This window comes from Parabacteroides timonensis (assembly GCF_900128505.1).
GTDB classification, from domain to species: Bacteria; Bacteroidota; Bacteroidia; order Bacteroidales; family Tannerellaceae; genus Parabacteroides; species Parabacteroides timonensis.
This window is the reverse complement of record NZ_LT669941.1, coordinates 3,794,515-3,819,474: the sequence shown is the minus strand read 5'-3', so window position 1 is coordinate 3,819,474 and position 24,960 is coordinate 3,794,515. Positions and strand designations below refer to the sequence as shown.

The following is a 24,960-nucleotide window of genomic DNA, read 5'->3' as shown; positions in this document are numbered from 1 at the left end:
AAAATGTAATCGTATGAAACAGTTGATGGTATTGATGTTTTTATTTCTGGCAAGCTTTGTGAATGCACAGGAGAAAGCAAATTTGAAAGACATAGAAGAACTGACCTTTTTCGGTGTAGACTTTTCTATGGCTAAGGTGTACGGTGCCGATGAAACGACAGAACAGTTTAAAGACGCGTTTTATGGGATAAATACGCTGTTTCAGCGTGAACCGAAAAAGTATGATCTCGATAAGGCTTTCGATGCAAAAGTAACGTTGGACCTCACAACGGCCCAGGATCTTATTGAACAGATAAAGAAAGCAGATTTCGTGGCTCAGGATACTGGTTATGAATTGACTAATGAAGAAATAGCAGAGCATATCCGTCATTTTAATACCGGGGATGCCCAGGGGTATGGGGCCGTATTTATCGCCGGACTACTGAATAAAGGGAAAGGTCAGGCTACTTATAATGTTGTAGTATTCGATATCGCTACAAAAGATATTGTCTTGAATAAGCAATTTACAGAGAAAGCCAGAGGGTTCGGACTTCGTAATTTCTGGGCTTATTCCGTTTATAAGACACTGAATAAAATAAAGAAGATCAAGTAACTGTTTCTATGTTTTCTTGTTTGTAATCCTCCCGTATCGCAGGGGGATTTTGCAGAAGTTAAAAAAAAATGCTTTAGCTTCATTTCTTGTGTAAAGTGTGATAATTAAGACGTATGATCCGTATGACATCCGGTGTCATATAATGTCATAAAGCGGACAGGTTTTGTCAGCTAAATATCAGCGGTTTTTTAATATAATTCTAATCTCTTCAATACAATTTATAGAGTGTTAGGGCGTTGGTATTAAACGTAAATGCTTACCTTTGCGGCCGACTGTCTGCGTTAGGATAGCTTTTTTAGACAATTAATTATCACACTTTATACAAACGTATGAGAAAGTATAAACTAATCAACAACGTGCTGGGATGGATCGTATTCCTGATCGCCTCCACCGTTTATTTGATGACTATCGAACCCACTGCCAGTTTCTGGGATTGCGGTGAGTTCATTTCTTCGGCTTTTAAACTGGAAGTAGGGCACCCGCCCGGCGCACCGTTCTTTATGTTGACGGCCAATCTGTTTACACAGCTTGCATCCGACACTGCTACGGTGGCTAAAATGGTTAATTCCATGTCGGCGCTGTTCAGCGGACTGACTATTCTGTTCCTGTTCTGGAGTATAACCCACCTGGCCCGCAAGATCATGGTGAACGATGAGAATGAAATTTCTCTGGGTACGATGATCACTATTATGGGTAGCGGTCTGGTAGGCGCATTGGCTTATACCTTTAGCGATACATTCTGGTTCAGTGCGGTAGAAGGCGAAGTATATGCCTATTCATCCCTGTTCACAGCCCTTGTATTCTGGCTGATCCTGAAATGGGAAGAGGCTGCCGATCGTCCTCATGCCGATCGCTGGATCGTACTGATTGCATATCTTATGGGATTAAGTATCGGTGTCCACCTGTTGAACCTGCTTTGTATCCCGGCGATCGTATTGGTTTACTACTATAAGAAATTCCCGAACCCGACGATGAAAGGTACCATCTATGCACTGTTGGTTTCTTTTGCTATCGTAGCTTTGATGATGTACGGTGTCGTTCAGGGACTGGTTGAGGTATGCGGCTATTTCGAACTATTGTTCGTCAACGTATTAGGAATGCCTTACAATTCGGGAGTGTTTGCCTATGTGATTGTACTGGCAGGCGTATTGATTTGGTCTATCTGGGAAACGATGCGCGACGAGGTTCATCCTGTGCGAATGAAGATCGCCTTTATCGCGGCTATCGTATTGGTAGGTGTTCCGTTTATCGGAAGCGGTTATGTACTGGCTGTTATCCTGACAGCTGCGCTGACAGCTTACCTGTTTATGAGTAAAAAGGTAAATATCAAATTGCTGAATACGGTTCTGGTATGCCTGATGGTGATCGTAGTAGGTTATTCTTCCTATGCATTGACCATGATCCGTGCTACAGCCGATACGCCTATGAACCAGAATGCACCGAGTGATATTTTCACCCTGCGTTCGTACCTGGCCCGTGAACAGTACGGTAAGACTCCGTTGTTGTACGGACAGACCTTTGCTTCGGAAGTGAAGCGTGAAAACCAGGGTGGTAACTGCTCTCCTGTAACCAAGGAAGGTGAAGCCGTATGGAGCCGCGTGATCAAGAAAGACAAGAACGAGAAAGATAAATACTATATCTCACGTCACGATGTCGATTATGAGTATGTGGACGAGCTGAGTATGCTTTTCCCACGTATGTACAGCAACGTCGATGCTCATGTGGGAGCTTATAAGGAATGGTCGCAGTTCAAGGGAGAACCGGTGAAGTTTAACCGTTGCGGTGAAAACGTAACCGTGATGAAACCGACGTTTGCCGAAAACCTGCGTTATTTCTTCGCTTACCAGCTCAATTTCATGTACTGGCGCTACTTCATGTGGAACTTCTCCGGACGTCAGAATGATATCCAGGGGAATGGTGAGGTGTTGAACGGTAACTGGATCACCGGTATCAAGGCGATCGACGAGGTACTTGTCGGTCCGCAGGATAATATGCCTTCTGATATTGCCGATAATAAAGGACACAATGTCTACTATATGTTGCCGCTTCTGCTCGGTATCCTCGGGTTGTTGTATCAGGCTTATTCCGGACAGCGTGGTATCCAGAGCTTCTGGATCACCTTCTTCCTCTTCTTTATGACGGGTATCGCCATTGTGCTTTATCTGAACCAGACTCCTTACCAGCCGCGTGAACGAGACTATGCCTATGCAGGTTCTTTCTATGCGTTCTGTATCTGGATCGGGTTCGGTGTCGCGGCACTGGCCAAGCTGATACAACGGTATGGCAAGATGTCGCCGGTAGTGGCCGGTTCTGTGGCAACTGTACTTTGTCTGTTTGTGCCTATCCAGATGGCCAGCCAGACCTGGGACGACCACGATCGTTCGGGACGTTACGTCTGCCGTGATTTCGGTGCTAACTACCTGGAATCATGCGAACCGAATGCTGTGATCTTCACCAACGGCGATAATGATACATTCCCTCTGTGGTATGCTCAGGAAGTGGAAGGTATCCGTACAGATGTCCGTGTATGTAACACCAGCTACCTGCAAACCGACTGGTACATCGACCAGATGAAGAAACAGGCTTATGAGTCGGCTCCGCTGCCTATCTCATGGGATCGTGCGGATTACGTACAGGGTACACGTGATGCAGCTTATGTATTTCCAATGACCGACAAACCGATCGACTTGTCTACGGCCCTGAATTTCGTTCGCAGCAATGATCCGAAGTTCAAGAAGATACCGGGCATAAGCCAGGAACTCGACTATATCCCAGCCGAAACGCTAGTCTATAAGGTCGACTCTGCTAAGGCCGTAGCCAAAGGTCTGGCAACAGACTCTACCGGCTTATTGAAGGAAATGACGATCGACCTGAAAGGTAAGAACGCACTGGGCAAACAGGAACTGATGATCCTGGATATGCTGCAGACAAACGACTGGGAACGTCCTATCTATTATGCAATCACCGTGAACCCCGACCAGTTCGTCGGCCTGGACGGTTACTTTGAACAGACAGGTCTGGCTTACCAGATCGTACCGAAGCAGGCAAACAAAGGAACCAACACGGAAAAGATGTATGATAACGTGATGAACAAGTTCAAATGGGGTGGCGTAGACAAACCGGGCGTTTATATTGACGAAAACGTGATGCGTATGTGTAAGAGCTACCGTATGGCACTGTTCAATAAGCTGGCCGAAGACTTGCTGAAAGAAGGTAAGAACGATAAAGCATTGAACGTACTGGACAAGTGTATGGAAGTATTGCCACCGGAAAACGTACCGTTGGATTATACCGCACTTTCTACGGGTGAGCTTTATTATGCTCTCGACCAGGATGAAAAGGCTGAAGAGGTATTTACCGGAATTGCCGAGAATGCCATGCGCAATATCGACTGGTTCTTCCGTCTGAAACCGTCTCAGCTGGCCTCTGTGACAAGAGAATTGGAACATAACCTGGCCGTCATGCAGCAGGTATTGGCAGTCAGCAAACATTATAATCCCGAATTTGCTAAGAAGTATCAGGAAGAGTTTGACAACTACCGGATGGCTTACGGTTCGGTTCGCAGAGAATAATAAAGTATGTTTATAGAACAACCGCCCTGGTTTTACAGGGTCCTGTTCCCAGGGGTAATCTGGCGGATACCGGCCAAGGAGAAGTGTGTATATCTCACCTTCGACGACGGCCCTATTCCCGAGGTTACCCCTTGGGTCTTGGATATACTCGACAAATATGGTGTGAAAGCGACCTTCTTCTGTGTAGGCGATAATGTCCGCAAACACCCTGAAGTGTATCAGATGGTGCTCGATCGCGGACACCGGGTAGGCAATCATACCTTCCACCATATTCAGGGGCTTCAATATTGGACGAAGAACTACCTGGATGATATCGAGAAGGCTGCCGGATATATCCATAGCGACCTCTACCGTCCGCCGCACGGACACATGCGTTTCCCGCAGGTAGTGGCCCTCAGGAGGAAATACAAGATCATCATGTGGGACGTGGTGACCCGCGATTACAGTCCCCACATGACTCCCAATGGCGTATTCAACGTGGTAAAAAACTATGCCCGCAACGGCTCAGTGATCGTTTTCCACGACTCCCTCAAAGCCGAGCGCAACATGCGTGAAGCCATGCCCCGTGCCATCGAATGGCTACAGAAGGAAGGGTATACGTTCAAGGTGTTCGAATAATGTGCCAATTGTAGGAAAATGTGAACTTATCCACCAACATAAAGGACAAAGCAAAAGAATTAGGCTTTGATGCCTGCGGAATAGCAGAGGTTTCTTCCGCAGACACCGAAGCTTTGTTTTTTGACCGGTGGATAGCCGAAGGATACCATGCCGGAATGAAATATATGGAGAACTATCGGGATATCCGTCTCAACCCCACCGGCCTGGTGGAAGGTGCCCGCTCCGTTATCTCCGTCGCCCTCAACTATTATCCGGCACAGAAACAATCCCCCGATGCCCCCCGTATCTCCTATTACGCCTACGGAAAAGACTACCATGTCGTATTGAAAGACAAGCTCCGCCAACTTTGGCAATACATAACGGAAGAACTTCTTTCCACGGAAGAAGCTCTTGAAGCCCGTGCCTTCACTGATTCCGCCCCCCTTCTTGAACGTTACTGGGCCTGGAAAGCCGGCCTCGGCTGGATCGGAAAGAACACCAACCTTATCATCCCCGGTAAAGGCTCTTTCTTCTTCCTCGGTGAGATCGTCACCACGTTGGAACTCGATTACGATAGTCCCCGGGAAAATCGTTGCGGCGATTGCCGTCGTTGCCTCGATGCCTGTCCGACGGGTGCTCTCGAAAGTGCCGGCCACCTGAACGCAAACAAATGCATCTCCTACCTAACCATCGAGCATAAAGGCGATATTCCTTCGCAGTACGCTGCCCGTCTGGGTGACCGCCTCTATGGTTGTGATACCTGTCAGGAGGTCTGTCCCTGGAACCGTTTTGCCCGGCCCACCCGTGAGACGGCATTTTCTCCTTCCCCTGCCTTCCTTTCTTTGAAAAAAGAAGACTTGCAGAACTTTACACGCGACGATTATAATCGTATCTTTGCCGGGTCGGCCGTGAAACGCGCCAAATATGAAGGACTCATACGAACAATCAATAACAAAAAAGATAAGCCATGAGAAGAACATTCAACCTCCTGCTGCTCTCTTTTCTTTGTACCTTGGCTGCCTTTGCTGCCCCGGGCGAACTGAAAGAGAAGCTAGCTTCCCTTAAAGGGATCAGTAACATCGAACAACTCGAGTCGGACGTTTATCCGGAAAAGTATCTGGTGCGTATCACTCAACCTGTCGATCCGAAAAATCCGGCGGCCGGTACTTTCACTCAGCGCGTCATCATCGGCCATGTCGGTTTCGACCGTCCCACCATCCTGGTGACGGAAGGCTACGGCGCTGCTTATGCTCTCAATCCCAAATATCAGGAAGAGTTGACTAAATTGCTCGATGCCAACCTTGTCTTTGTAGAATATCGTTACTTTCTCGAGTCGACCCCCGAACCTTGCAACTGGGATTACCTGACCGCCGAAAACTCGGCCTACGATCTGCATAATGTCAATCAGACGTTCAAACAATTGTATACTGGCAAATGGATCAGCACCGGTATCAGTAAAGGTGGCCAGACCACAATGCTCTACCGTGCCTTTTTCCCCGATGATGTGGATATCTCTGTCCCTTACGTCGGCCCGTTGTGTAAAGGCGTTGAAGACGGACGCCACGAGCCTTTCCTCCGCAAGGTCGGTACCAAGCAGGAACGCCGAAAGATAGAAGACTTCCAGCGTGAAGTCCTGAAGCGTAAAGCTGAAATGCTTCCCTTGCTCGAAGCTTTCTCCAAAGATAAGAACCTGGAATACCGTATCCCGATGGCCGAAGTGCTCGATTATTGCGTATTGGAATACCCGTTTGCCCTTTGGCAGTGGGGCACTCCTGTATCAGTCATACCTTCTTTGCATTCGGACAGCCCGGCTTTGTTCAAGCATCTGATGGAGATCAGCAGTCCCGACTATTTTGCCGAGAACCAGCCTAATATCTCTTTCTTCGTACAGGCTGCCCGCGAACTGGGCTACTACGGTTACGACACGAAGCCTTTCAGGAAATACCTGACCATCGACAGCAGCAAAGGTTACCTCAACCGCATCATGCTACCCAAAGAGCTGGTCGACAAGGTGGAATTCCGCCCTGCCCTTTATCATAAGATATATAACTTCCTGAAAGACAACGACCCGAAGATGATCTTTATCTATGGCGAGATCGACCCCTGGAGTGCCGCCCACGTCCCTGTCTTCAAAGGTAAAGTGAACGAACAGGTCTACTTCCAGCCCCGCGGTAGCCACCGTGCACGCATCGGCAACATGCCGGAGGATGTCAAGGAGCGGATATTGACGCAACTGAATAAATGGTTGGCTGAGTAGTTCTAGATATTGGGGCTATTACCTCGTGTTTTCAATTCGAACAGTTGGAAACAGAGTTCATCGTCGTTATAATTCTCGTTGAAAGGATGTGAAGAGGAGATATATAACCCGTCTGGACGTACAAAGAGGAGATTGGAGTTGTAGGTGTAATCCGGCATCCGGGTTTCACCGAGCAGGCGGAACTGTTTGTCGAGTATCATGATCGTGAAGTTCTTTCTTCCGAATTGCAACAGTTCCATGGCTTCCCGGTCTTTGAGTTTTCGCCCGATTTCCGTAGCCGGGTAGGCGATACGGTAATATACTTCGCGATACGGATCGTAAAGGATACCTCCATAGTTCGGATTCTCTGTCGCATCCTGGAAAGTCAGGTTGCCGTAATCGTCCAATAATCTGACCTGCTCGATATATCGGCTTTTGGCCGGGACACGGGTCATTTCATCCTGCGAAGGAGAGGCCACCAGCAGATCTTCCAGGAAATGGAAGGAGTAGACGAAGTTCGTCCCGTTGAAACAACGTTGCATATAGCTTTCCCAACCGTACTTCTTTTGTTTGTTTTGATTCGGGAACGTGATATATTCGGGGGGATAGGTATGGATGATTCCCGTCTGTATATTCAGGACGGCAGCGATCGGATCGTGTTCGATCCATCTGTCAGCCTCTGCAATAATATAGAGGGAATCGCTTTGCAAGCGTACTTCTCCCTCTTGCGTGAAACTTCTCATATCCAGAGGGATTCCTTCCTGGCTATTCTTGATGGGGATACGCTTTTTTATCTCGGCTTTCCGGTCGATCAGGATCAACTCTTCCCCATAGTAGCCCGAAAGATAAATGCTATCGAGGTTATGGATATAATAACCGCTGAGGTTTCCTACACCGTTGGGGCCTTCACGGTCTGTCTTGATCTCAAACAGATGCTTACCTGAATGTATATCGTAGAAGTGTATTGTATTGGAATCATGGCACTGAAGGGTTAGATATTCCTTTTGATCCGTATCGGTATATGGCGATACACACATCATGAAAGGGTAGGTTTTCGTATCGAGATTAAAAACGAGTTTTTTACCGGTTGGTACTAACGTATAGTCAATATTTTTCAGCTTCCCGGAACAGGATAAAAGCAGAAGAAGCAAAAACGGTAGAAAGTATTTCGTTTTCATAGGAGACCGGATTTAAAAGTAGGTATAATGTGAACGCAAATATAGTTATTTTCTACCGTTTACGAAATAATCGTAATGATAATATAGATTAATCAGACGTGAGTTAAAACATTCCCTGCACTTTATAAACGAACTCCATCCATACCCAGTAGCGGATGGCCTTGCCCAGGAACATCGAAATGGCGACGATCCAGATGTTAGCGCGGAGGAAACCCAGTGCCACTGCGATAAAGTCGCCGATGCCGGGGAGGAAGACGAAGAAGCCCATCCAGGAGCCTTTTCCTGCGATCCAGTCCTGAACCTTTTGGAGCTTTTTAGCATCCAGTTTGAGGTATTTCTCGATCCATTCCACTTTGCCGAGCATACCGAGCCAGTAACAACTCATACCGCCCAGGAAGTTTCCCAGGGTGGCGGCGATCATACAGGGCCAGTAGGAGGAACCGGCCAGCAGCACACCTGTCAGTACCACCTCACTACTAAAAGGCAGAATGGTAGCTGCCAGGAAAGAGGCGATAAACACCCCGATGTATCCATATTCTATAAGAAATTCCATAGACGTAATATCAGGAGGGAAATAAAAAGTACAATTGTCGAATAGAACATCCAGAAGATGATCTTACCCCGCATAACGGTGAAGAAATGAGCTATCAGTATCGAGGCAGGCACACAGGCTGTTTCCAGGAACTCTTCGGAAGCCTGCTCGTAAAGGAAATAAAGAGCGAATGCCCATACCGACATGGCGATTAGGAAGGATAAGAATTGGCGTGTACGCAAGACATCCTCGAACTCATGTGTAATGATGTTGATGGCGGAGGCGGTTGTCAGAAAGGCTGTCCACAGTATGGCGATCCAACTCAGCAGGCCGATCTCCTGTGAAACCAGGAAACGTATCTTAAGCAGGGAGGCAAACGGGATCGTGAACGGCGTGAAGTCGCGGAACCATACACACCAGCCCAACAGAAACCAGTAGATTGTGCCGACCCCCAATAGGGAGGCAAGGAAGGTTCGTATGTTCAGTGTCCTGAAGTTATACATCCCCATCCAGAACAGCGGCAGGAACCATAGGATATGAATCCATAACAGGCTACCTACACCGATAAGCAGTGCTGCGTTGTAGGCGTTACTTTTGGCTTCCGGGTCGTGATAGGACATGAATAGCTGGTAGATAGCTAGTATGAGGCAGAATACACCCAGTGAAGTCGATTTCAGCGGGAGGAAGTCCGGGTTGGTGCTGATGAACAGTACATAAAAGAGAAAAGGCAATAGTGTCTTTTCCCGGATCAGGACCAATATATAGTTGGCCCGGTGGATCAGGAAAGCACCTCCGAACATCAATAATATACCGATGCCGTAGGTGAAAGCCTTGCCGGGCAGTACCTGGCAGATGGCGTTCCACAGCGGAGGGGCAGTCACTTCGCCATATACCGGATATCCTACCGAATTCATGTAACTAATTACCCAGCATACAACACAGGCCAGCAACACGGTAATAAAGGTACCAGTGCCGGATATGTTGTTTCTGCGTGAGTAATTGTATGTACTGTTCATTATGCTTTAGATATAATACCCTCTTACAGATCAAATCCTATATCGCTCCGGAAATACTTCTTGTCGAATAAGATTTTCTTCGCACCGGCAAAAGAGCGGGCCAGGGCCTCTTCCTTGTCGGCTCCGTAAGAGCTGACGGCGATGACGCGTCCACCGTTGGTCAGGATACGACCGTTGGCAGCGACGGTACCGGCGTGGAAAAGGATGTTGTCGGATGGAACATCGTCCAGGCCGTAGATCAATTTGCCTTTCTCGTATGCTTCGGGATAACCGCCGCTTACCAGCATAACAGTAACGGCTGCACGCGGGTCGTGAACCAGGGTGCGGTTGTCGAGGTTACCTTCGGCTATGCCTTCCAGCAGGTCTACTAGGTCGCTTTGGATACGGAGCATAACTACTTCCGTCTCCGGGTCGCCCATACGGCAGTTGTATTCGATCACCTTCGGGTCGTTCTCGTTGATCAGGCCAAGGAAGATGAAACCTTTGTAGTCGATACCTTCCGCTTTCAGTCCTTCGATAGTCGGACGGATAATCTGCTCGTCCACCTTTGCCATATAGGTTTCGTCGGCGAAAGGAACAGGGGAAACGGCTCCCATACCGCCGGTGTTGAGGCCTGTGTTGCCTTCACCTATACGTTTATAATCTTTGGCTACCGGGAGTACTTTGTAGTTTGTGCCGTCGGTCATGACGAATACGGAGCATTCGATACCTGTCATAAATTCTTCGATAAGGACTGTTCTGCTGGCGTCGCCGAACATGCCGTTCAGCATGTCGCTCAGTTCCTTTTTCGCTTCTTCTAGTGTTTCGAGGATCAATACGCCTTTGCCGGCTGCCAGTCCGTCGGCTTTCAATACGTAAGGGGCTGTCAGCGATTCGAGGAAGGCATATCCTTCTTCCAGATTTTCGGCAGTGATACTCTTGTAACGGGCTGTCGGTATGTTGTGACGCATCATGAAAGCCTTGGCAAAGTCTTTGCTGCCTTCCAGCTGTGCACCGGCTTTAGAGGGACCGATCACCGGGATGGAGGCCAGGGAAGCGTCGTTCTTGAAGAAGTCGTAGACACCTTTTACCAACGGGTCTTCCGGGCCTACAACCACCATGTTGACGTTGTTAGCCAATACGAATTCTTTTATGGTCTGGAAATCGTCAGCCTTGATATGTACATTGGTTCCCACCTGTGCAGTACCTGCGTTACCGGGGGCAATGAATAACTTGTCCACCTTCGGACTTTGAGCGATCTTCCAGGCTATTGCGTGTTCGCGGCCGCCGGAGCCTAATAACAGAATATTCATATCGTCGTAATTTATTTTAAATAATCATCAAAGTATCGTGTAATCTTCTCATACAGATGCGGGCGGTCTTTGCCGATCACGTTATGTTGGTGACGGGGATATACGAAATAGTCGGGGTAGGTATTTGCATCCACGCAGGCTTTTAGGAAGCCGAGGCTGTGTTGCCATACCACTACCGGGTCGATGTCGCCGTGTATCTGGAGCAGGTGGCCTTTCAGGTTGCCTGCTTTCAGTTTCATGTTGGCATTCTTATATCCTTCGGGGTTATCCTGTGGACGGTCCATGTACCGTTCGCCGTACATGATCTCGTAATTGCTCCAGTCGATCACCGGGCCGCCGGCTACACCGACTTTGAAAACATCGGGATGCGTCAGGATCAGGTTGGTCGTCATGAAGCCTCCGTAACTCCATCCATGTACACCGATACGGTCGGCATCCACATAGGGCAACGATCGGAGGAACTCCACACCTTTCATCTGGTCGGCCATCTCGTTGACTCCCAGGTTACGGTGGATCACGCTTTCGAAAGCAAATCCCCGGTTCGAGGTACCCCGGTTGTCGATGGTGTAGACTACATATCCGCGCCCGGCCATATAGATATCCCACCCTCTTACGCCGTTCAGCCATCCGCCTGTAACCAGTTGCGAGTGAGGGCCGCCGTAGACGTAGACGATGGTCGGGTATTTCTTGTTTTCATCCAGTCCGACGGGTTTTACCAGGCGGTAATGCAGGTCGGTCGTGCCGTCGGCCGCCTTCAGTATGCCGGCTTCTATCTCAGGCATTGCGTAGCCTTCGTACGGGTTTTTGGCGGTCAGGAGGTTTTCGAGTACCTTTCCGTCTTTCGTCTGTACAATGTCGATATTACGTGGTATCTTAGGGGCTTCGTAGCTGTCTATCGCATATTTCCCGGAAGGACTGACGGACAGGGTATGTACGCTTTCCAGGCCGGCGCTCCAGGTGAGGAGCTGTGTGTCGCCTTTTTTCAGGTTCAGCTTCCAGCCGTTCACGTTCATCGGTGTCCCGTAGCTGAATGAGCTCAGTACATGCGGTTGGGTGGAAGTGAGGAAGAGGTTTTCGCCTTTGGCATCGAAACCGTTTACACCAGTGACAACCCATTCGCCTTTGGTAAGCTGTTTCAGTAGCTTGCCGGTCGTACCATACAGGTAAAGATGATTGTATCCGTCGCGTTGGCTTTGCCAGATAAACTTATCCGGGGCGTTGGGCAGGAAAAGTATGGGGTGCTGCGGCTCGACATAGTGTTCGTTTGTTTCGGTGAACAGGTCGGCCTCCTTCTCGCCTGTCAGGGCGGAGTAGCGTACCAGGTGCATTTCGTTCTGGTCGCGGTTCAGTTCTGCGATATAGATACTTTTCCCGTCAGGGTTCCAGGCGATGTTCGTCAGGTATTTCTCTTTGGGAGTTCCTGTCTTTAGCCAGATCGTGTTGCCGCTTGCCAGGTTGTAGACGCCTACTGTTACCTCATGGCTTTTCATCCCTGCCATCGGGTATTTGTTCGGTTCGGCTTTCGCACAGCGGGCATCGATATTGACGATCGGATAGTCGGTCACCATGCTCTCGTCCATGCGGTAGAAAGCCAGAGCGTCACCTTCCGGCGACCAGAACAGGCCTTTATTGATGCCGAATTCCCGCTGGTGGACAGCCTGTCCGCACACGACACCGTCTTTTGTTTCACGTGTAACAATCTCCGGCCGGTTCTCCGGCGAAAGGATCTGTATGTTGTTGCCTTCCGTGAAAGCCAGGTAGTTGTTAGCCGGACAGAACGCGTAATTGCTCCATTTTCGGTCCAGCTTGTAGTCGGCTACCACCTTATGTCGCTGCATATCGTAATGGATACGGTGCTGCTTGGAGGTGAACGCTAGTATCTGTTTGTCTTTGTAAGGTACCGAGAAAGACGGCATACGTCCCACAGTATCGAGTCCGGCAGCCTGCAACGCTTCATTCAGCCCGGAGAGGCTGACACGTATCTCGGGGTAATGCTTCGGTTTGGCTCCTATTACGCTGTTCTTTTCTACATATATATACGTGTCGTCGCCTATCCATTGCAGCTGTGACCGGTTTTCCGGCACGAAGCGGCTGTACGTTTTTCCGCCCGGGATCAGGTCGTGTAAGGTAAACTGTTTGTCTTGTGCCATCAGTGTTATAGGTGTAGATAAAACAAACGCACAAAGGAGTAGAAGATATTTAATCGTCAAACTCGTCTTTAAAATCATCTGTGCCTCTTTTGAATGGTTTCTTGAATGAACGTACGTCTCCGCGTTTTCTGTCTCCGAAGTTCTTTTTGTTCTTTGAGAACTTATCGTCTTCGTCTTTATAACGCATTTTGACCGGGCGCTTCTCGCCGGCTTTGTGTAGGATTGGGCGGACCGGGCGTTTTTCACGCTCGCCACCGAACTGTTTGCGGGCGGGGCGTCCGTCGTTGCGATCTTCGCCGAAGAAGCGTTTGCCGGGTGCTGCAGCTGCGCGTTCCTCGTCGTCTTCGCTATGGGCGGCAGCAAAGCGGCGAGCCGGGCTGTCCATGCGGTCGGACTTGAAATTAGGACGGCCGGCAGGACGGTCGTTGCTGCGGCTTCCGTATTCCTTTCTCGGAAACTCTGTTTTAGGACGTGAGTCGGAAGGGGTTTCTCCTCCTTCTTCGTTCAATGCTTTCTTATAATCTTTATTCTTTCCTTCAAAAATATCGTAGCAGCGGTATTCGCAGTCGAGTGAACCGTTGATCAGTTTCATCTTCTCGTTCGGACGCAGGCCGATCTTGTCGAAACATTCGTCTTTATAGCTTAGTATCCATACTTTATAACCGGTGAATACATGTTTGATGCGTTCGCCGATCATCGTATAGAGTCCGAGCAGGTCACGGCTGGATATACGTTCGCCGTAAGGAGGGTTGGTTACCATGATACCCGGTTGCGGTGCGTCTGCATACTGCTGGAAAGGCAGTGTTTGCAGGTCGATATATTTAACCAATCCGGCACTGCGAATATTCTTCTGGGCAATTTCGATGGCGGCCGGGTTGATATCCGAGCCATAGCATTTGAAGGTGAACTCGCGTTCGTTGCTTTCGTCGTTGTAGATACGGTCGAACAATTCCTGGTCGAAATCGATCCATTTCTCGAAGGCGAACTCTTTGCGATGGATACCCGGGGCGATGTTGAGGGCGATCATGGCCGCTTCGATCAATAGGGTACCGGAGCCGCACATCGGGTCGACGAAGTTCGACTCACCTTTCCAACCTGTTTTCAGAATCATGCCGGCGGCCAGTACTTCGTTCAACGGAGCTTCTGTCTGCTCGACACGGTAGCCGCGTTTGTGTAAGCTCTCGCCCGAACTGTCGATCGACAGTGTACAGTCGTTGTGCGAGATATGTATGTTGATATATAAGTCCGGATTATTCACACGTACGGAAGGCCGCTTGTTGTGCTTCTCCATAAAATAGTCGACAATCGCATCTTTCGTGCGGTAGGCAACGAACTTTGAATGGTTGAAATCGTCGGAATAGATCACGGAGTCGATCGCAAAGGTCTTGTCCAGTGACATGTAGTTTTCCCATACTACTTTCTTAACTTCCTTGTAAACCGTATCGGCGTCTTTGGCTTTAAAGTGATAGATCGGTTTCAGGATGCGCAGTGCGGTGCGGCAGCAGAAGTTCGCTTTGTAAAGCACTTCTTTGTCTCCTGTGAAAGATACCATCCGGCGTCCGATTTCGATATCGTTAGCGCCAATAGCTAATAACTCACCGGCCAGTATTTCTTCTAACCCGTATAGGGTTTTGGCCACCATTTCAAATGTCTCGTTATTCATTTGTGTGCGTTGTAAGAAAAGATATTTATTTAGTTATTTTATTTTGCGTAATCACGTCGCCGGGGGGTACATCACCGGTGATCCAGACGTTACCACAGACCGTCGCTCCTTTACCGATCCGTATCCTGCCCAGCAAAGTGGCATTGGAATAGACTGTTACGTCGTCTTCCAGGATCGGGTGACGGGCTACGCCGCGGATAGCATTCCCGTTTTCGTCGGGGGGCAATTTCTCTCCGGCAAGGCTGACGCCCTGGAAGATACGTACGCGGTTCCCGATAATACTGGTTTCGCCTATCACGGTTCCTGTTCCGTGGTCAATAGAGAAATAGTGTCCGATCTCAGCTCCCGGATGAATGTCGATACCTGTCTCGGAATGAGCCATTTCGGTGATCATACGGGGGATGAAAGGGACACGGAGCTTATATAGCTGGTGTGCGATACGATAATTGCAGATGGCCCGGAACCCGGGGTAGCAGAATATCACTTCACTGATGTTCTGTGCGGCAGGGTCGCCGTTGTAGGCGGCTTCGGCATCGGTAGCGAGCAGGCTTCGCATCTCCGGGAGGGTTGCGATGAATGCTTCGGTAAGTGCTTCCGCGTGTGCTTGTATTTTTTCTTCCGGGCAGGAAGTACAGCTGGTATCGGCCAGGCAAAGTCCGGCATAGATTTGCCGGCAGAGTAAGGTATGCAGGGTTTCTACGTTCACTCCGGTATGGAAGCGGATCGTTTGTTTGCTGATCCGCGCATTCCCGTAGTAACCCGGAAACAGGATTGCACGGCACAGGTCTATGATGTCCTTCAGCACTTCTCCCGAAGGTAATGCCTCTTCGTCACGGTATGCATGGAACAGTTGTTTGTATGAGCTCTCGTCCGAAAGCTTCTCTACTGTTTCATTCAGTACCTTGCTATGCTTTTGCAATCCCATTATTTTGAAAATCTTATTTTGGGCAAAAGTACATTAAATATCTGATATATGTGTACTTTTAATAGGTTAAAGCTACTTTAAAATGAGCCTCCGGCGGTCGCTGGTCAACGAAGAAATCGGAGATTGTTACCTTGAAGATAATGAATCCGTCGATCGTGTACTCTGCCGAGTAATGTTCTTCCCAGTGATTGTTCTGATCGTCTTTATCATAAAGCGTATAGGGCAATGCCGTTTGCGCCTGTATGTTTTTGTCGTCGTAGTCCAGATACATATAGCAGGTGACTAATCCTTCAGCATAAGCATCCTGATACAGATCATAGTTCTTGTCGTCGATCCTGTATTCATATATAAAGAAAGGCTTGCCGGCTCCGTTGTCTACCAGTTCCCAGTCGCTAGATTTGACTGCTATGTTTTTATCTATCCACCATTCGGTAATACCACCATCTTGCCCTGGTTCTCCCGGAGGTCCCGGAGGGCCCATCGGCCCTATTTCCCCGTCGCACGAAACGAACAAGATTGCCATTAAAAATATTGCTAATAAATTCTTCATATACTCATTCTATTAAATGTTTAGTATTTCTTGTGCGGTGCCCCGAATTCTTTGCATGTTACTTCATCGAGGTCTACCAGCCATATCTTTACGTTTTTAACTGCCGGGTCTGAATAACGGAATTCTTTGTCTGAATATTGTTTCATAATAATATCCAGAGCTTCCACTTTCTTATCGAAATCTTCTTCATACCGTACTTCTCCCCAAGCGATGACGCTTTTCGAACGCATACGGTAGCTGCAAGCTACTTCGGGGTGCTGGAATACCAAGTCGTGATCGGTACTGAACGTGATACAGATCTTCGGATTACGCTCCAAAATAGAAATGCTGCGACCTTCCTGGGCAGAATGTAAATAAATAACACCATCGCGATAGCCAAAGTTCATAGGAATAACGTAAGGTGTACCGTCCGTATCTGCCAGACCGACGAAACAGACGTCGCAGCTACGGATGATTGCCTCTATATGTTCTTTCTCAGTGTGTACCAGTGTCTTCATTGCCTTTTTTAATTATGCATTTGCAAACATAGCTAAAAAAGTTCAATTCTTCTGACTCACTGGCTAACTAATTCGCTTAATTTCTTCTGTACTTCTTTCTTGTTAGTGTAAATGAATTGATCTTTAATCTCTCCTTTTTCATCGATGATGAGGTAGTAGGGGACACCTTGTAGTTTGAAGCGGGTCCATAGATAGTCCCATTGTTTGGTGCCCAGGCGGTAGTGTTCGCCTGCAATATCAGGGATCAGCTTTTTCCACAGATCCAATGGGGATGTTTCGTTTGTCAGGTATACGAAGGCGACATCGGGGAAGTCTTTCTTTAATGGTTCGTATTCTTTAATTGTCTGCCGGCAACCAACGCACCAGGTAGCCCACATGTCGATAAGCTGTATTTTCCCCTTATTCTTTTCGATAATAGCATCCAGTATCTGATCGGCTGCGCAGTCCGGATTGTCGCGTAAAATAAAACCTGTTTTAGGTTGTATTTTCTTTTTGGGTTTCATGCTTTCGTTGGCATCGTTCAGTAAGTTGATACAAAGAGGGCTTGTGAGAGCCTCTTTGTAATACTCTTCGTATTCGGGTGTCAAAGGCTTGAAGTCCATGAACAGGAAGCGTGCAAACCGAATGTCGGCAAATTCCGATATCATCGGATGTTCCTGTCCGGTCAGTAGAGGTAACTGTTCTTTCAGTATAACGAGGTTTTCTTTCCGTTTTTTCTGGAAGATGTACTGGTATTTCATACAGATAGTCATTACTTCATTTACGTGGGGATAGTTGTCGGAGAGATATCTTTTATCAATATAATCATTGATCAAGTCTTTTTCTTCCTGGCTCATCGGAGCGTTTGCCAGTATATATTTTTCGTATCCGTTTTCATCCTGGTAAGTATCGTAATAGCCGGGGAAAGGAATTGCAGAAGTGAAGTTGTAGCATAATAGTGCTTCCGGATCGTTTAAAGGCATTTCTTTCAGGAAGTCAAAATAGTTGTCAGGTAACCGGAAGTCTTTGTAAAGTCCGAACGCTTCCATGCGTTGCAGACTGTCTTTCTGCATGCGGGAATAGACCATTGCGTATTTGCAGCGGTTCAGATTCTCAAGGCATTCGAAAGCGTTGGTCAGCTCCATTAGTTTTTTTGCATCCATACTAATATCCGGCAGACTGTTGTTTTCCGTATTTATTTTCAGTAGGTCTTGCAGGCATGTCTCTTTATACTGGTCTGGGGTGAGTTCGCAGGTTGTGGGGACGAACATGTTTGTAGACAGTCGTTTCAGCTTAAAGTTGAAACTGTTGTTGATCTCTGCGTACGGCCCGGAAATGCGAATAGGCATCTGGGCTCCTTGTTCATTCGCTTCGATCGACAAATGGTATTCTTTGTTATCGGGCGACATTAGCAGGTACAGATAATCTTTTCCTATTTTGACTCTAACTTGTGTTGTGTATTTCAGTGTGACGTTTTGACGGAAATCTCCAGTGCTGTCCGGTTGTATAAAGATAGGATCGGTTCGCATCATTATCAGGTTGGGGGCTGAGCAACGGATATCCAGGTTCTGCTCGGGGTTGAAGTTCTTGATTTTACCTGTCAGGATAGCTATCCCCGGCTGATATTCGGCAACGGGCAATTGTGCACTTACTAGTTGAAACAGGTATGCCGGTAGTAAGCATAGGATGCTTCTGATAAATACGTTTGTTTTCATGGTGCTTGCTTTTATGTTTATGGAGCAAACATACGAAATGTTCGTAAATGATATTACGAAGTTGTCGTAAAAACTTCGTATGTTTCGTATTTATTAGTATTTCATGGGCTTATTGATAAATATTGTTGCATGTAGACAATTTGTTGGCTCTGTGTGAACAGTCGCTTTTACCAGAATAAAGCGGTTACAGCAGCCCCGATCGTAAAGTAATGCATCTTATGTTTGCTGTAATGGAGATCGCCATATACCGGCTTTTCTTCTCCCGGATTAGATAATATCTGGTAAGGAGCGTTCAGGAAAGTATAATCGTAATCCACATACATACGAATTCCCAGATTCCGGTTGATAATACCCGTTGCTGAAATACCTGTGCGCATGATGAGTCCGTTGCTGCTTTTACCTTTCATAAAAGCAATATCTTTTTTAATCGTGTAGGGACTTTTTTTCTCTTGTATATCCATTTCGACTTCATTTCCTAGAAAGTGGGAGTAGCCGGTTTGAAACTTAGTGCCTAATAGCAGTTTGCCAGCTACAGGTAAAGAGAAATAGGGACCACCGGTAAATGAAAATACACCTGTCGGATCGGCATGAACCCGTACGATATTATAATTTTCAGAAGGAGAAGATCCGTTATATAATGACATATCGAAGGCCATTGGACTGGTAAGGGCCGTGATTTCGGCACCGATGCCAATATAAGGATTGAAGAAATATCCTCCTTTTACACTGATGTGGGTAGCCCCCGGCGAAGTAAGCCGGATATGTTTTCCTATTTCGATACTTCCGTTTATAATACTGTATCCCACACTGTATTCAAGAAACGACGGTCGTCCGCCTTTGGGAGCGGTCTCTCTGATCTTATCAGGCAGGTTAAGCCCTTTGTCCTTAAATATCAGGTCGCCGAGAAAATAACCTAGTTCAGTGGATAATATTCCGATGCCGGCACCAGCCAATACATCGCTTAGCCAGTGACGGTTGTTTAACTGCCGGCTGAAAGCGGTAGCAGTAGCAACCGTGTATCCACCGATACTGTATAGTGGGCTACGGGTGAGTCCGTATTCCCTGTGCATGATGGTTGCAGCCATAAATGCCGTGGCCGTATGTCCGGAAGGAAAGGAATTGTTGGCCGAGCCGTCTGGCCGTGTGCGATTGATGGAATATTTCAGGCTGTTTACCGTGAGAGCCATGATGGTTGTAGATAAAGCGTCCGATGCTAACATCCGTCCCCATGAACTCCGACTTTCTACACCTCCCAATTTCATACCGATTACGGCAGCTAAAGGTGCATATTGCAGGAAATCGTCGTAATGATACCGGAAGTTCGGTACATAGGTGTTTCGCATGGTCCGGAACTTGTTTCCCTGACTGTAAGTCAATGCCGATATAGCAAATAAAGGTACCGGTATGCGCAGCATTTGAAAGGCCTTATTCTCTGATATTTTATTATAAGTCTTTTCAAATTTATCTCCTGTGTACATGGTTGTTACACTATCGTTCCGCTGAGCAGAAATAGTGCAGGTATAGAGCGTGACAGCTATGAGGCACAGTATTTTATGATGTAACATGCATAGTCGTTAATTGTCCGGCGAAAATAGATTATTTATTGAAATAAAACGGAATATGCATGTTAATTATTGCAAGGCTGATCATGCGGGACTTCTTTCGACCGAAATGCATGGCTTGAATTGGCGAAATATTTCTTTAATCGTTTGCGTGATACGTGTATTTAGCATACCTTTGCGTGACAATTAAGCTAGTTGAAACGAATCTTTAAAAACAATTAAATAACTTAAATTATTATCTTATGTGGTTACTTAATTCTTCTATCGGGAAAAAGCTGATAATGAGTATTACAGGGCTTTTTCTTGTTTTGTTCTTATTGTTCCACTTGTCAATGAATGTGGCGGCTGCTTTCTCGGGAGAAGCCTATAACATGATTTGCTCATTGTTGGGAGCTAATTGGTATGCCGTTGCAGCAACATTGGTGTTGGCAGCAGGCGTTGTGATTCACTTTGTGTATGCAGTTCTTCTTACACTCCAGAACCGTAAGGCTCGCGGTAACGACCGTTATGCAATCAACGCTCGTCCGAAAGGTGTAGAATGGGCATCTCAGAACATGCTGGTACTGGGCATTATCATTGTCCTGTTCCTGGTGTTGCACTTCAGCCAGTTCTGGTATAAGATGATGTTCGCCGAACTTATGGGCAATCACATGGTAACTCTTTGCGACGGAACGACTACCGTATCTCCTCAGGACGGTGCAGCGTTTATCAACTACTACTTCCAGGGTAATATCCTGAACACAGTTCTTTACCTGGTATGGTATGTAGCTTTGTGGTTCCACCTGACTCATGGTTTCTGGAGCGCTATCCAGACAATCGGTTGGAACAACACAATCTGGATGAACCGTTGGATCTGCATTTCAAAGATCGTAGCAACTGCTATTTGCGTGATCTTTGCTATTATTACTATCGTATTCTACCTGAATGGTGTAGGCGGTGATTATGTAGCTGTTTGTGCAGGACATTAATTTAAGGTGTAACAATTGAAAATAAATCATTATGACTCAGATAGATTCTAAAATCCCTCAGGGCCCGTTGGCTGAGAAGTGGAAAAATTATAAAGATCATCAGAAACTGGTGAATCCCGCAAACAAACGTCGCTTGGACGTAATTGTAGTTGGTACTGGTCTGGCCGGTGCTTCTGCTGCTGCCTCTTTGGCTGAAATGGGATTCAATGTATTGAATTTCTGTATTCAGGATTCTCCCCGTCGTGCACACTCTATCGCTGCACAGGGTGGTATCAATGCTGCAAAGAATTATCAGAATGATGGTGACTCGGTTTACCGTCTGTTCTACGATACAATTAAAGGTGGTGACTACCGTGCCCGCGAAGCAAACGTTTATCGTCTGGCTGAAGTGTCAAACTCTATTATCGACCAGTGCGTGGCACAGGGTGTTCCTTTCGCTCGCGAATACGGTGGTCTGCTGGATAACCGTTCATTCGGTGGTGCTCAGGTATCCCGTACGTTCTATGCTCGCGGTCAGACCGGACAGCAGTTGTTATTGGGTGCTTACTCTGCTTTGAGCCGTATGATCGGTTTGAACAAAGTAAAGATGTACACTCGTCACGAAATGCTGGACGTTGTTAAGGTGGATGGCCGCGCTCGCGGTATCATTGCCCGTAACCTGATCACCGGTAAGATCGAACGTTTCTCTGCTCACGCCGTAGTTGTTGCAACAGGTGGTTATGTAAATACATTCTTCTTGTCTACTAACGCTATGGCTTCCAATGGTTCTGCTGCATGGCAGTGCTACAAGAAAGGTGCTTATTTCGCTAACCCTTGTATGGTGCAGATCCATCCGACTTGCGTACCGGTGAAAGGTGACTATCAGTCTAAGTTGACTTTGATGTCTGAATCATTGCGTAACGACGGTCGTATCTGGGTTCCGAAGAAACTGGAAGATGCTAAAGCATTGCAGGCCGGAACAAAGAAAGGTAAAGATATTCCTGAAGCAGACCGCGACTACTATCTGGAACGCCGTTACCCGGCATTCGGTAACCTGGTTCCTCGTGACGTGGCTTCACGTGCTGCTAAAGAACGTTGCGACGCCGGCTTCGGTGTGAACAACACAGGTTTGGCCGTATTCCTTGATTTCTCTGACGCTATCAACCGTCTGGGTAAGGATGTTGTGAAAGCTAAATATGGTAACTTGTTCGACATGTACGAAGAAATTACCAACGACGATCCATATGAAACTCCAATGATGATTTATCCTGCATTGCACTACTCGATGGGTGGTCTGTGGGTTGACTATGAATTGATGACTTCTATTCCGGGTCTGTTCGCTATCGGTGAAGCTAACTTCTCTGACCACGGAGCTAACCGTCTGGGTGCTTCTGCGTTGATGCAGGGATTGGCCGATGGCTACTTTGTATTGCCTTATACAATCCAGAACTATCTGTCAGATCAGATCCAGGTTCCGCGTTTCAGCACCGACCTGCCTGAGTTTGCAGAAGCTGAAAAGGGTATCAAAGACCGTATCAAGAAATTGATGAGTATCAAGGGTAAAGAGTCGGTAGATTCTATCCATAAGAAACTGGGTCATATTATGTGGGAACACGTAGGTATGGCACGTGATGCAAAAGGTTTGCAGGAAGCGATCCAGATGTTGAAAGACCTGAAGAAAGAGTTTTGGAGTAATGTATATATCCCGGGAGAAGCCGATAACCTGAACGTAGAGTTGGATAAAGCATTGCGTTTGGCTGACTTTATTGAGATTGGTACATTGATGGCACACGATGCGTTGGATCGTGCCGAATCTTGTGGAGGACACTTCCGTACAGAGCACCAGACCGAGGAAGGCGAAGCCCTGCGTCATGACGATAAGTTCATGTACGTATCTTGTTGGGAATACCAGGGTGAAGACAAAGACCCGGTTATGCTGAAGGAAGATTTGAACTATCAGTTCGTTGTTCCTCAAACACGTAACTACAAGAAGTAATAATCATCAATCACAAAAATTAGAATCATGGATAAAGATATAAAAGTAACACTTAAAGTTTGGCGTCAGAAAAGTCCGAAAGATAAAGGACAATTTGAGACTTACCAAATAGACAAAATCAATCAGAGTGTTTCTTTCCTGGAAATGTTAGACATTTTGAATGAACGTTTGGTCAGTGAAGGTAAAGAGCCGATCGTCTTCGACCACGACTGTCGTGAAGGTATCTGCGGTATGTGTTCATTGTATGTAAACGGACATCCGCACGGACCGGCAACAGGTGCTACTACCTGCCAGCTGTACATGCGCCGTTTCAACGATGGCGAAACAATCACGATCGAACCGTGGCGTTCTGCCGGTTTCCCGGTAATCCGCGACTTGATGGTAGACCGTTATGCTTACGATAAAATTATCCAGGCAGGTGGTTTCGTATCAGTGAACACAGGTGGTGTGCCTGATGCAAATGCAATTCCTATCCCTCGTGCAGATGCTGAAATGGCTATGGATGCTGCTGCATGTATCGGTTGTGGTGCTTGTGCTGCTGCTTGTAAGAACGGTTCGGCTATGCTGTTCGTTTCTGCAAAGGTTAGCCAGTTGGCTCTGTTGCCTCAGGGTAAGGTCGAAGCAACCCGCCGTGCAAAAGCAATGGTTGCCAAGATGGACGAACTGGGCTTCGGTAACTGTACCAACACTCGCGCTTGCGAAATGGAATGTCCGAAGAATATCTCTGTCAGCAACATCGCTCGCCTGAACCGCGAATTTATTGCTGCTAAATTACAAGACTAATATACATATATATAATGTATAGCTTGAGAGGCGTTGCTTTATGCAGCGCCTCTCTCTTTTTGCCTTCATTTTAACATTTCGAAATCTAATAATAAATATCTTGAATCTTGTTAGCCTTTCTTATGTGCTGTACAACACTAATTAGCATTTTAACTATTGACAAGTTGGAGAATACCCGTATCTTTGTACTGTGGTTTTTTCATAATAGTATTAGATTTAAGGTTAACAAAGTTGGTTAGGGCTTGTCGTGAGACAGGCTTTAATTGTTTATAGGGGTTTGCATTCGGCATATCCCTTTTTTAGCTCTCCCTGTATTCCTGGGGAGTCATTCCCACGTGTTGTCTGAAATATTTATTGAAGAACGACAGGTTGTCGAACCCCAGGGCGAATGCGATCTTCTTAACCGGCATATCGGTCGATTTAAGCTGTGCCTTCGCATCCATGATGATGATATTGCTCAGGATTTCCAACGCCGTCCGACCACTGACTTTCTTTATCACATAGCAGAAATGTTGCAAGGTAATGTTAAGCCTCTTGGCATAATAAGAAACGCTATGCTCTTTCGTGTAGTTTTCCATTGCCAGCTGCACGAACTCACGGCATATCTCCATGTTGCGTGTCATCGGAGCATTGCTGTAAGGTGTATGATGTTTATACAGTTCGATCACTCCCTGCATGAAAATGGTGAAGATCGCCTTGATAATCTCTTTATTCTCGATGGTCTTAGGCAAAGAATACGCCTTGATCAGCAATGAAAAAGCCTCCTGGTATAACAGGGAAACCTGCTCCGGTAAAGGCATGACCGGACTGTCGAAGATAACGGGCAGATAGTTCGTGATAGTTTTGATATAGTTGATATGACTCACAAACGTAGAAGAGAATCCGGCAAAACACAGTTTGACATCGTCGGATACTTCGTGTATCTGGATAAAACATCCTGGAGGAAGCGTAATGAAATCATTGGGTTTGATAATAAATTTTGTCAGGTTGACGGTGGCCTGTACACTGCCCTGTACACAAAGCACAAAAACACCGGCTTTGATCTTGCAGGGGAAGCGACCGTACTGATTTAATATTTCACCCGTAATGCTGTCTCCGACAATAAAATCCAAAGGAATGTCGAATTTAGGAATGTTGTCTTCCATGTTGTTATCTCCACTATTTGATTGTGCAAATAT

The 24,960-nt window shown here is 47.0% G+C and carries 20 protein-coding genes; 8 read left to right on the top strand and 12 right to left on the bottom strand.

What is annotated here, in order from left to right:
• The first annotated feature begins 13 nt into the window (after positions 1-13).
• The 5 genes from BQ7394_RS22990 to BQ7394_RS22970 all read left to right on the top strand — a co-directional run bounded on the left by BQ7394_RS22990 (position 14) and on the right by BQ7394_RS22970 (position 7,018).
• Positions 14-592, top strand: a complete 579-nt coding sequence (locus BQ7394_RS22990) for a hypothetical protein (RefSeq protein WP_075559524.1) — start codon at positions 14-16, stop codon at positions 590-592.
• Positions 593-921: 329 nt separating this feature from the next.
• Positions 922-4,164, top strand: a complete 3,243-nt coding sequence (locus BQ7394_RS22985; protein ID WP_075559523.1) for a DUF2723 domain-containing protein — start codon at positions 922-924, stop codon at positions 4,162-4,164.
• A gap of 6 nt (positions 4,165-4,170) precedes the next feature.
• A complete protein-coding gene (locus BQ7394_RS22980) occupies positions 4,171-4,782 on the top strand; it encodes a polysaccharide deacetylase family protein (RefSeq protein WP_075559522.1) in 612 nt (203 codons plus the stop codon).
• Positions 4,783-4,802: 20 nt separating this feature from the next.
• Positions 4,803-5,732 (top strand): tRNA epoxyqueuosine(34) reductase QueG, encoded by a 930-nt coding sequence (gene queG / locus BQ7394_RS22975; protein WP_075559521.1) that lies wholly within the window; start codon positions 4,803-4,805, stop codon positions 5,730-5,732.
• Positions 5,729-7,018, top strand: a complete 1,290-nt coding sequence (locus BQ7394_RS22970) for a S28 family serine protease (protein WP_075559520.1) — start codon at positions 5,729-5,731, stop codon at positions 7,016-7,018. Before queG ends, BQ7394_RS22970 begins: the two co-directional genes overlap by 4 nt.
• Before the next feature lie 2 nt (positions 7,019-7,020).
• Here the strand turns inward: BQ7394_RS22970 and BQ7394_RS22965 are convergent, their stop codons facing one another.
• The 11 genes from BQ7394_RS22965 to BQ7394_RS22915 all read right to left on the bottom strand — a co-directional run bounded on the left by BQ7394_RS22965 (position 7,021) and on the right by BQ7394_RS22915 (position 20,059).
• Complete coding sequence (locus BQ7394_RS22965; RefSeq protein ID WP_075559519.1) at positions 7,021-8,175, bottom strand: DUF4221 family protein; 1,155 nt, start codon at positions 8,173-8,175, stop codon at positions 7,021-7,023.
• Between the two features lie 103 nt (positions 8,176-8,278).
• Positions 8,279-8,728, bottom strand: coding sequence for a YqaA family protein (locus BQ7394_RS22960; protein ID WP_075559518.1), 450 nt, complete (start codon positions 8,726-8,728; stop codon positions 8,279-8,281).
• A complete protein-coding gene (locus tag BQ7394_RS22955) occupies positions 8,713-9,723 on the bottom strand; it encodes a hypothetical protein (protein WP_075559517.1) in 1,011 nt (336 codons plus the stop codon). Before BQ7394_RS22955 ends, BQ7394_RS22960 begins: the two co-directional genes overlap by 16 nt.
• 23 nt (positions 9,724-9,746) lie before the next feature.
• Positions 9,747-11,015, bottom strand: coding sequence for a phosphoribosylamine--glycine ligase (purD, locus tag BQ7394_RS22950; protein ID WP_075559516.1), 1,269 nt, complete (start codon positions 11,013-11,015; stop codon positions 9,747-9,749).
• 11 nt (positions 11,016-11,026) lie between these two features.
• A complete protein-coding gene (locus BQ7394_RS22945; protein ID WP_075559515.1) occupies positions 11,027-13,243 on the bottom strand; it encodes a S9 family peptidase in 2,217 nt (738 codons plus the stop codon).
• Positions 13,215-14,828, bottom strand: a complete 1,614-nt coding sequence (locus BQ7394_RS22940) for a THUMP domain-containing class I SAM-dependent RNA methyltransferase (RefSeq protein ID WP_235848806.1) — start codon at positions 14,826-14,828, stop codon at positions 13,215-13,217. The genes BQ7394_RS22945 and BQ7394_RS22940 overlap by 29 nt, the downstream gene beginning before the upstream one ends.
• A 25-nt stretch (positions 14,829-14,853) precedes the next feature.
• On the bottom strand, positions 14,854-15,753 hold the full coding sequence (locus tag BQ7394_RS22935; RefSeq protein WP_075559514.1) for a serine O-acetyltransferase: 900 nt from the start codon (positions 15,751-15,753) through the stop codon (positions 14,854-14,856).
• A 58-nt stretch (positions 15,754-15,811) separates the two neighbouring features.
• Complete coding sequence (locus tag BQ7394_RS22930; RefSeq protein WP_075559513.1) at positions 15,812-16,303, bottom strand: hypothetical protein; 492 nt, start codon at positions 16,301-16,303, stop codon at positions 15,812-15,814.
• A 20-nt stretch (positions 16,304-16,323) separates the two neighbouring features.
• Positions 16,324-16,800: a pyridoxamine 5'-phosphate oxidase family protein gene (locus BQ7394_RS22925; protein ID WP_075559512.1), complete on the bottom strand. Its 477-nt coding sequence runs from the start codon at positions 16,798-16,800 to the stop codon at positions 16,324-16,326.
• Positions 16,801-16,856: 56 nt separating this feature from the next.
• Positions 16,857-18,494: a TlpA family protein disulfide reductase gene (locus BQ7394_RS22920; RefSeq protein WP_075559511.1), complete on the bottom strand. Its 1,638-nt coding sequence runs from the start codon at positions 18,492-18,494 to the stop codon at positions 16,857-16,859.
• Between the two features lie 167 nt (positions 18,495-18,661).
• A complete protein-coding gene (locus BQ7394_RS22915; protein WP_075559510.1) occupies positions 18,662-20,059 on the bottom strand; it encodes a phosphatase PAP2 family protein in 1,398 nt (465 codons plus the stop codon).
• 239 nt (positions 20,060-20,298) lie between these two features.
• On the opposite strand from BQ7394_RS22915, the gene BQ7394_RS22910 reads away from it, so the two are divergent.
• From BQ7394_RS22910 to BQ7394_RS22900, 3 genes are read left to right on the top strand one after another with little or no spacing between them, the layout of a single operon-like run.
• On the top strand, positions 20,299-21,024 hold the full coding sequence (locus BQ7394_RS22910; RefSeq protein ID WP_075559509.1) for a succinate dehydrogenase/fumarate reductase cytochrome b subunit: 726 nt from the start codon (positions 20,299-20,301) through the stop codon (positions 21,022-21,024).
• Between the two features lie 31 nt (positions 21,025-21,055).
• The gene (locus tag BQ7394_RS22905; protein ID WP_075559508.1) at positions 21,056-22,999 is read left to right on the top strand and encodes a fumarate reductase/succinate dehydrogenase flavoprotein subunit; all 1,944 of its coding nucleotides are present in this window, start codon (positions 21,056-21,058) and stop codon (positions 22,997-22,999) included.
• 27 nt (positions 23,000-23,026) lie between these two features.
• A complete protein-coding gene (locus BQ7394_RS22900) occupies positions 23,027-23,782 on the top strand; it encodes a succinate dehydrogenase/fumarate reductase iron-sulfur subunit (protein WP_075559507.1) in 756 nt (251 codons plus the stop codon).
• A gap of 299 nt (positions 23,783-24,081) precedes the next feature.
• On the opposite strand, the gene BQ7394_RS22895 is transcribed toward BQ7394_RS22900, so the two are convergent.
• The gene (locus BQ7394_RS22895; protein WP_075559506.1) at positions 24,082-24,927 is read right to left on the bottom strand and encodes a helix-turn-helix domain-containing protein; all 846 of its coding nucleotides are present in this window, start codon (positions 24,925-24,927) and stop codon (positions 24,082-24,084) included.
• Positions 24,928-24,960 lie beyond the last annotated feature (33 nt).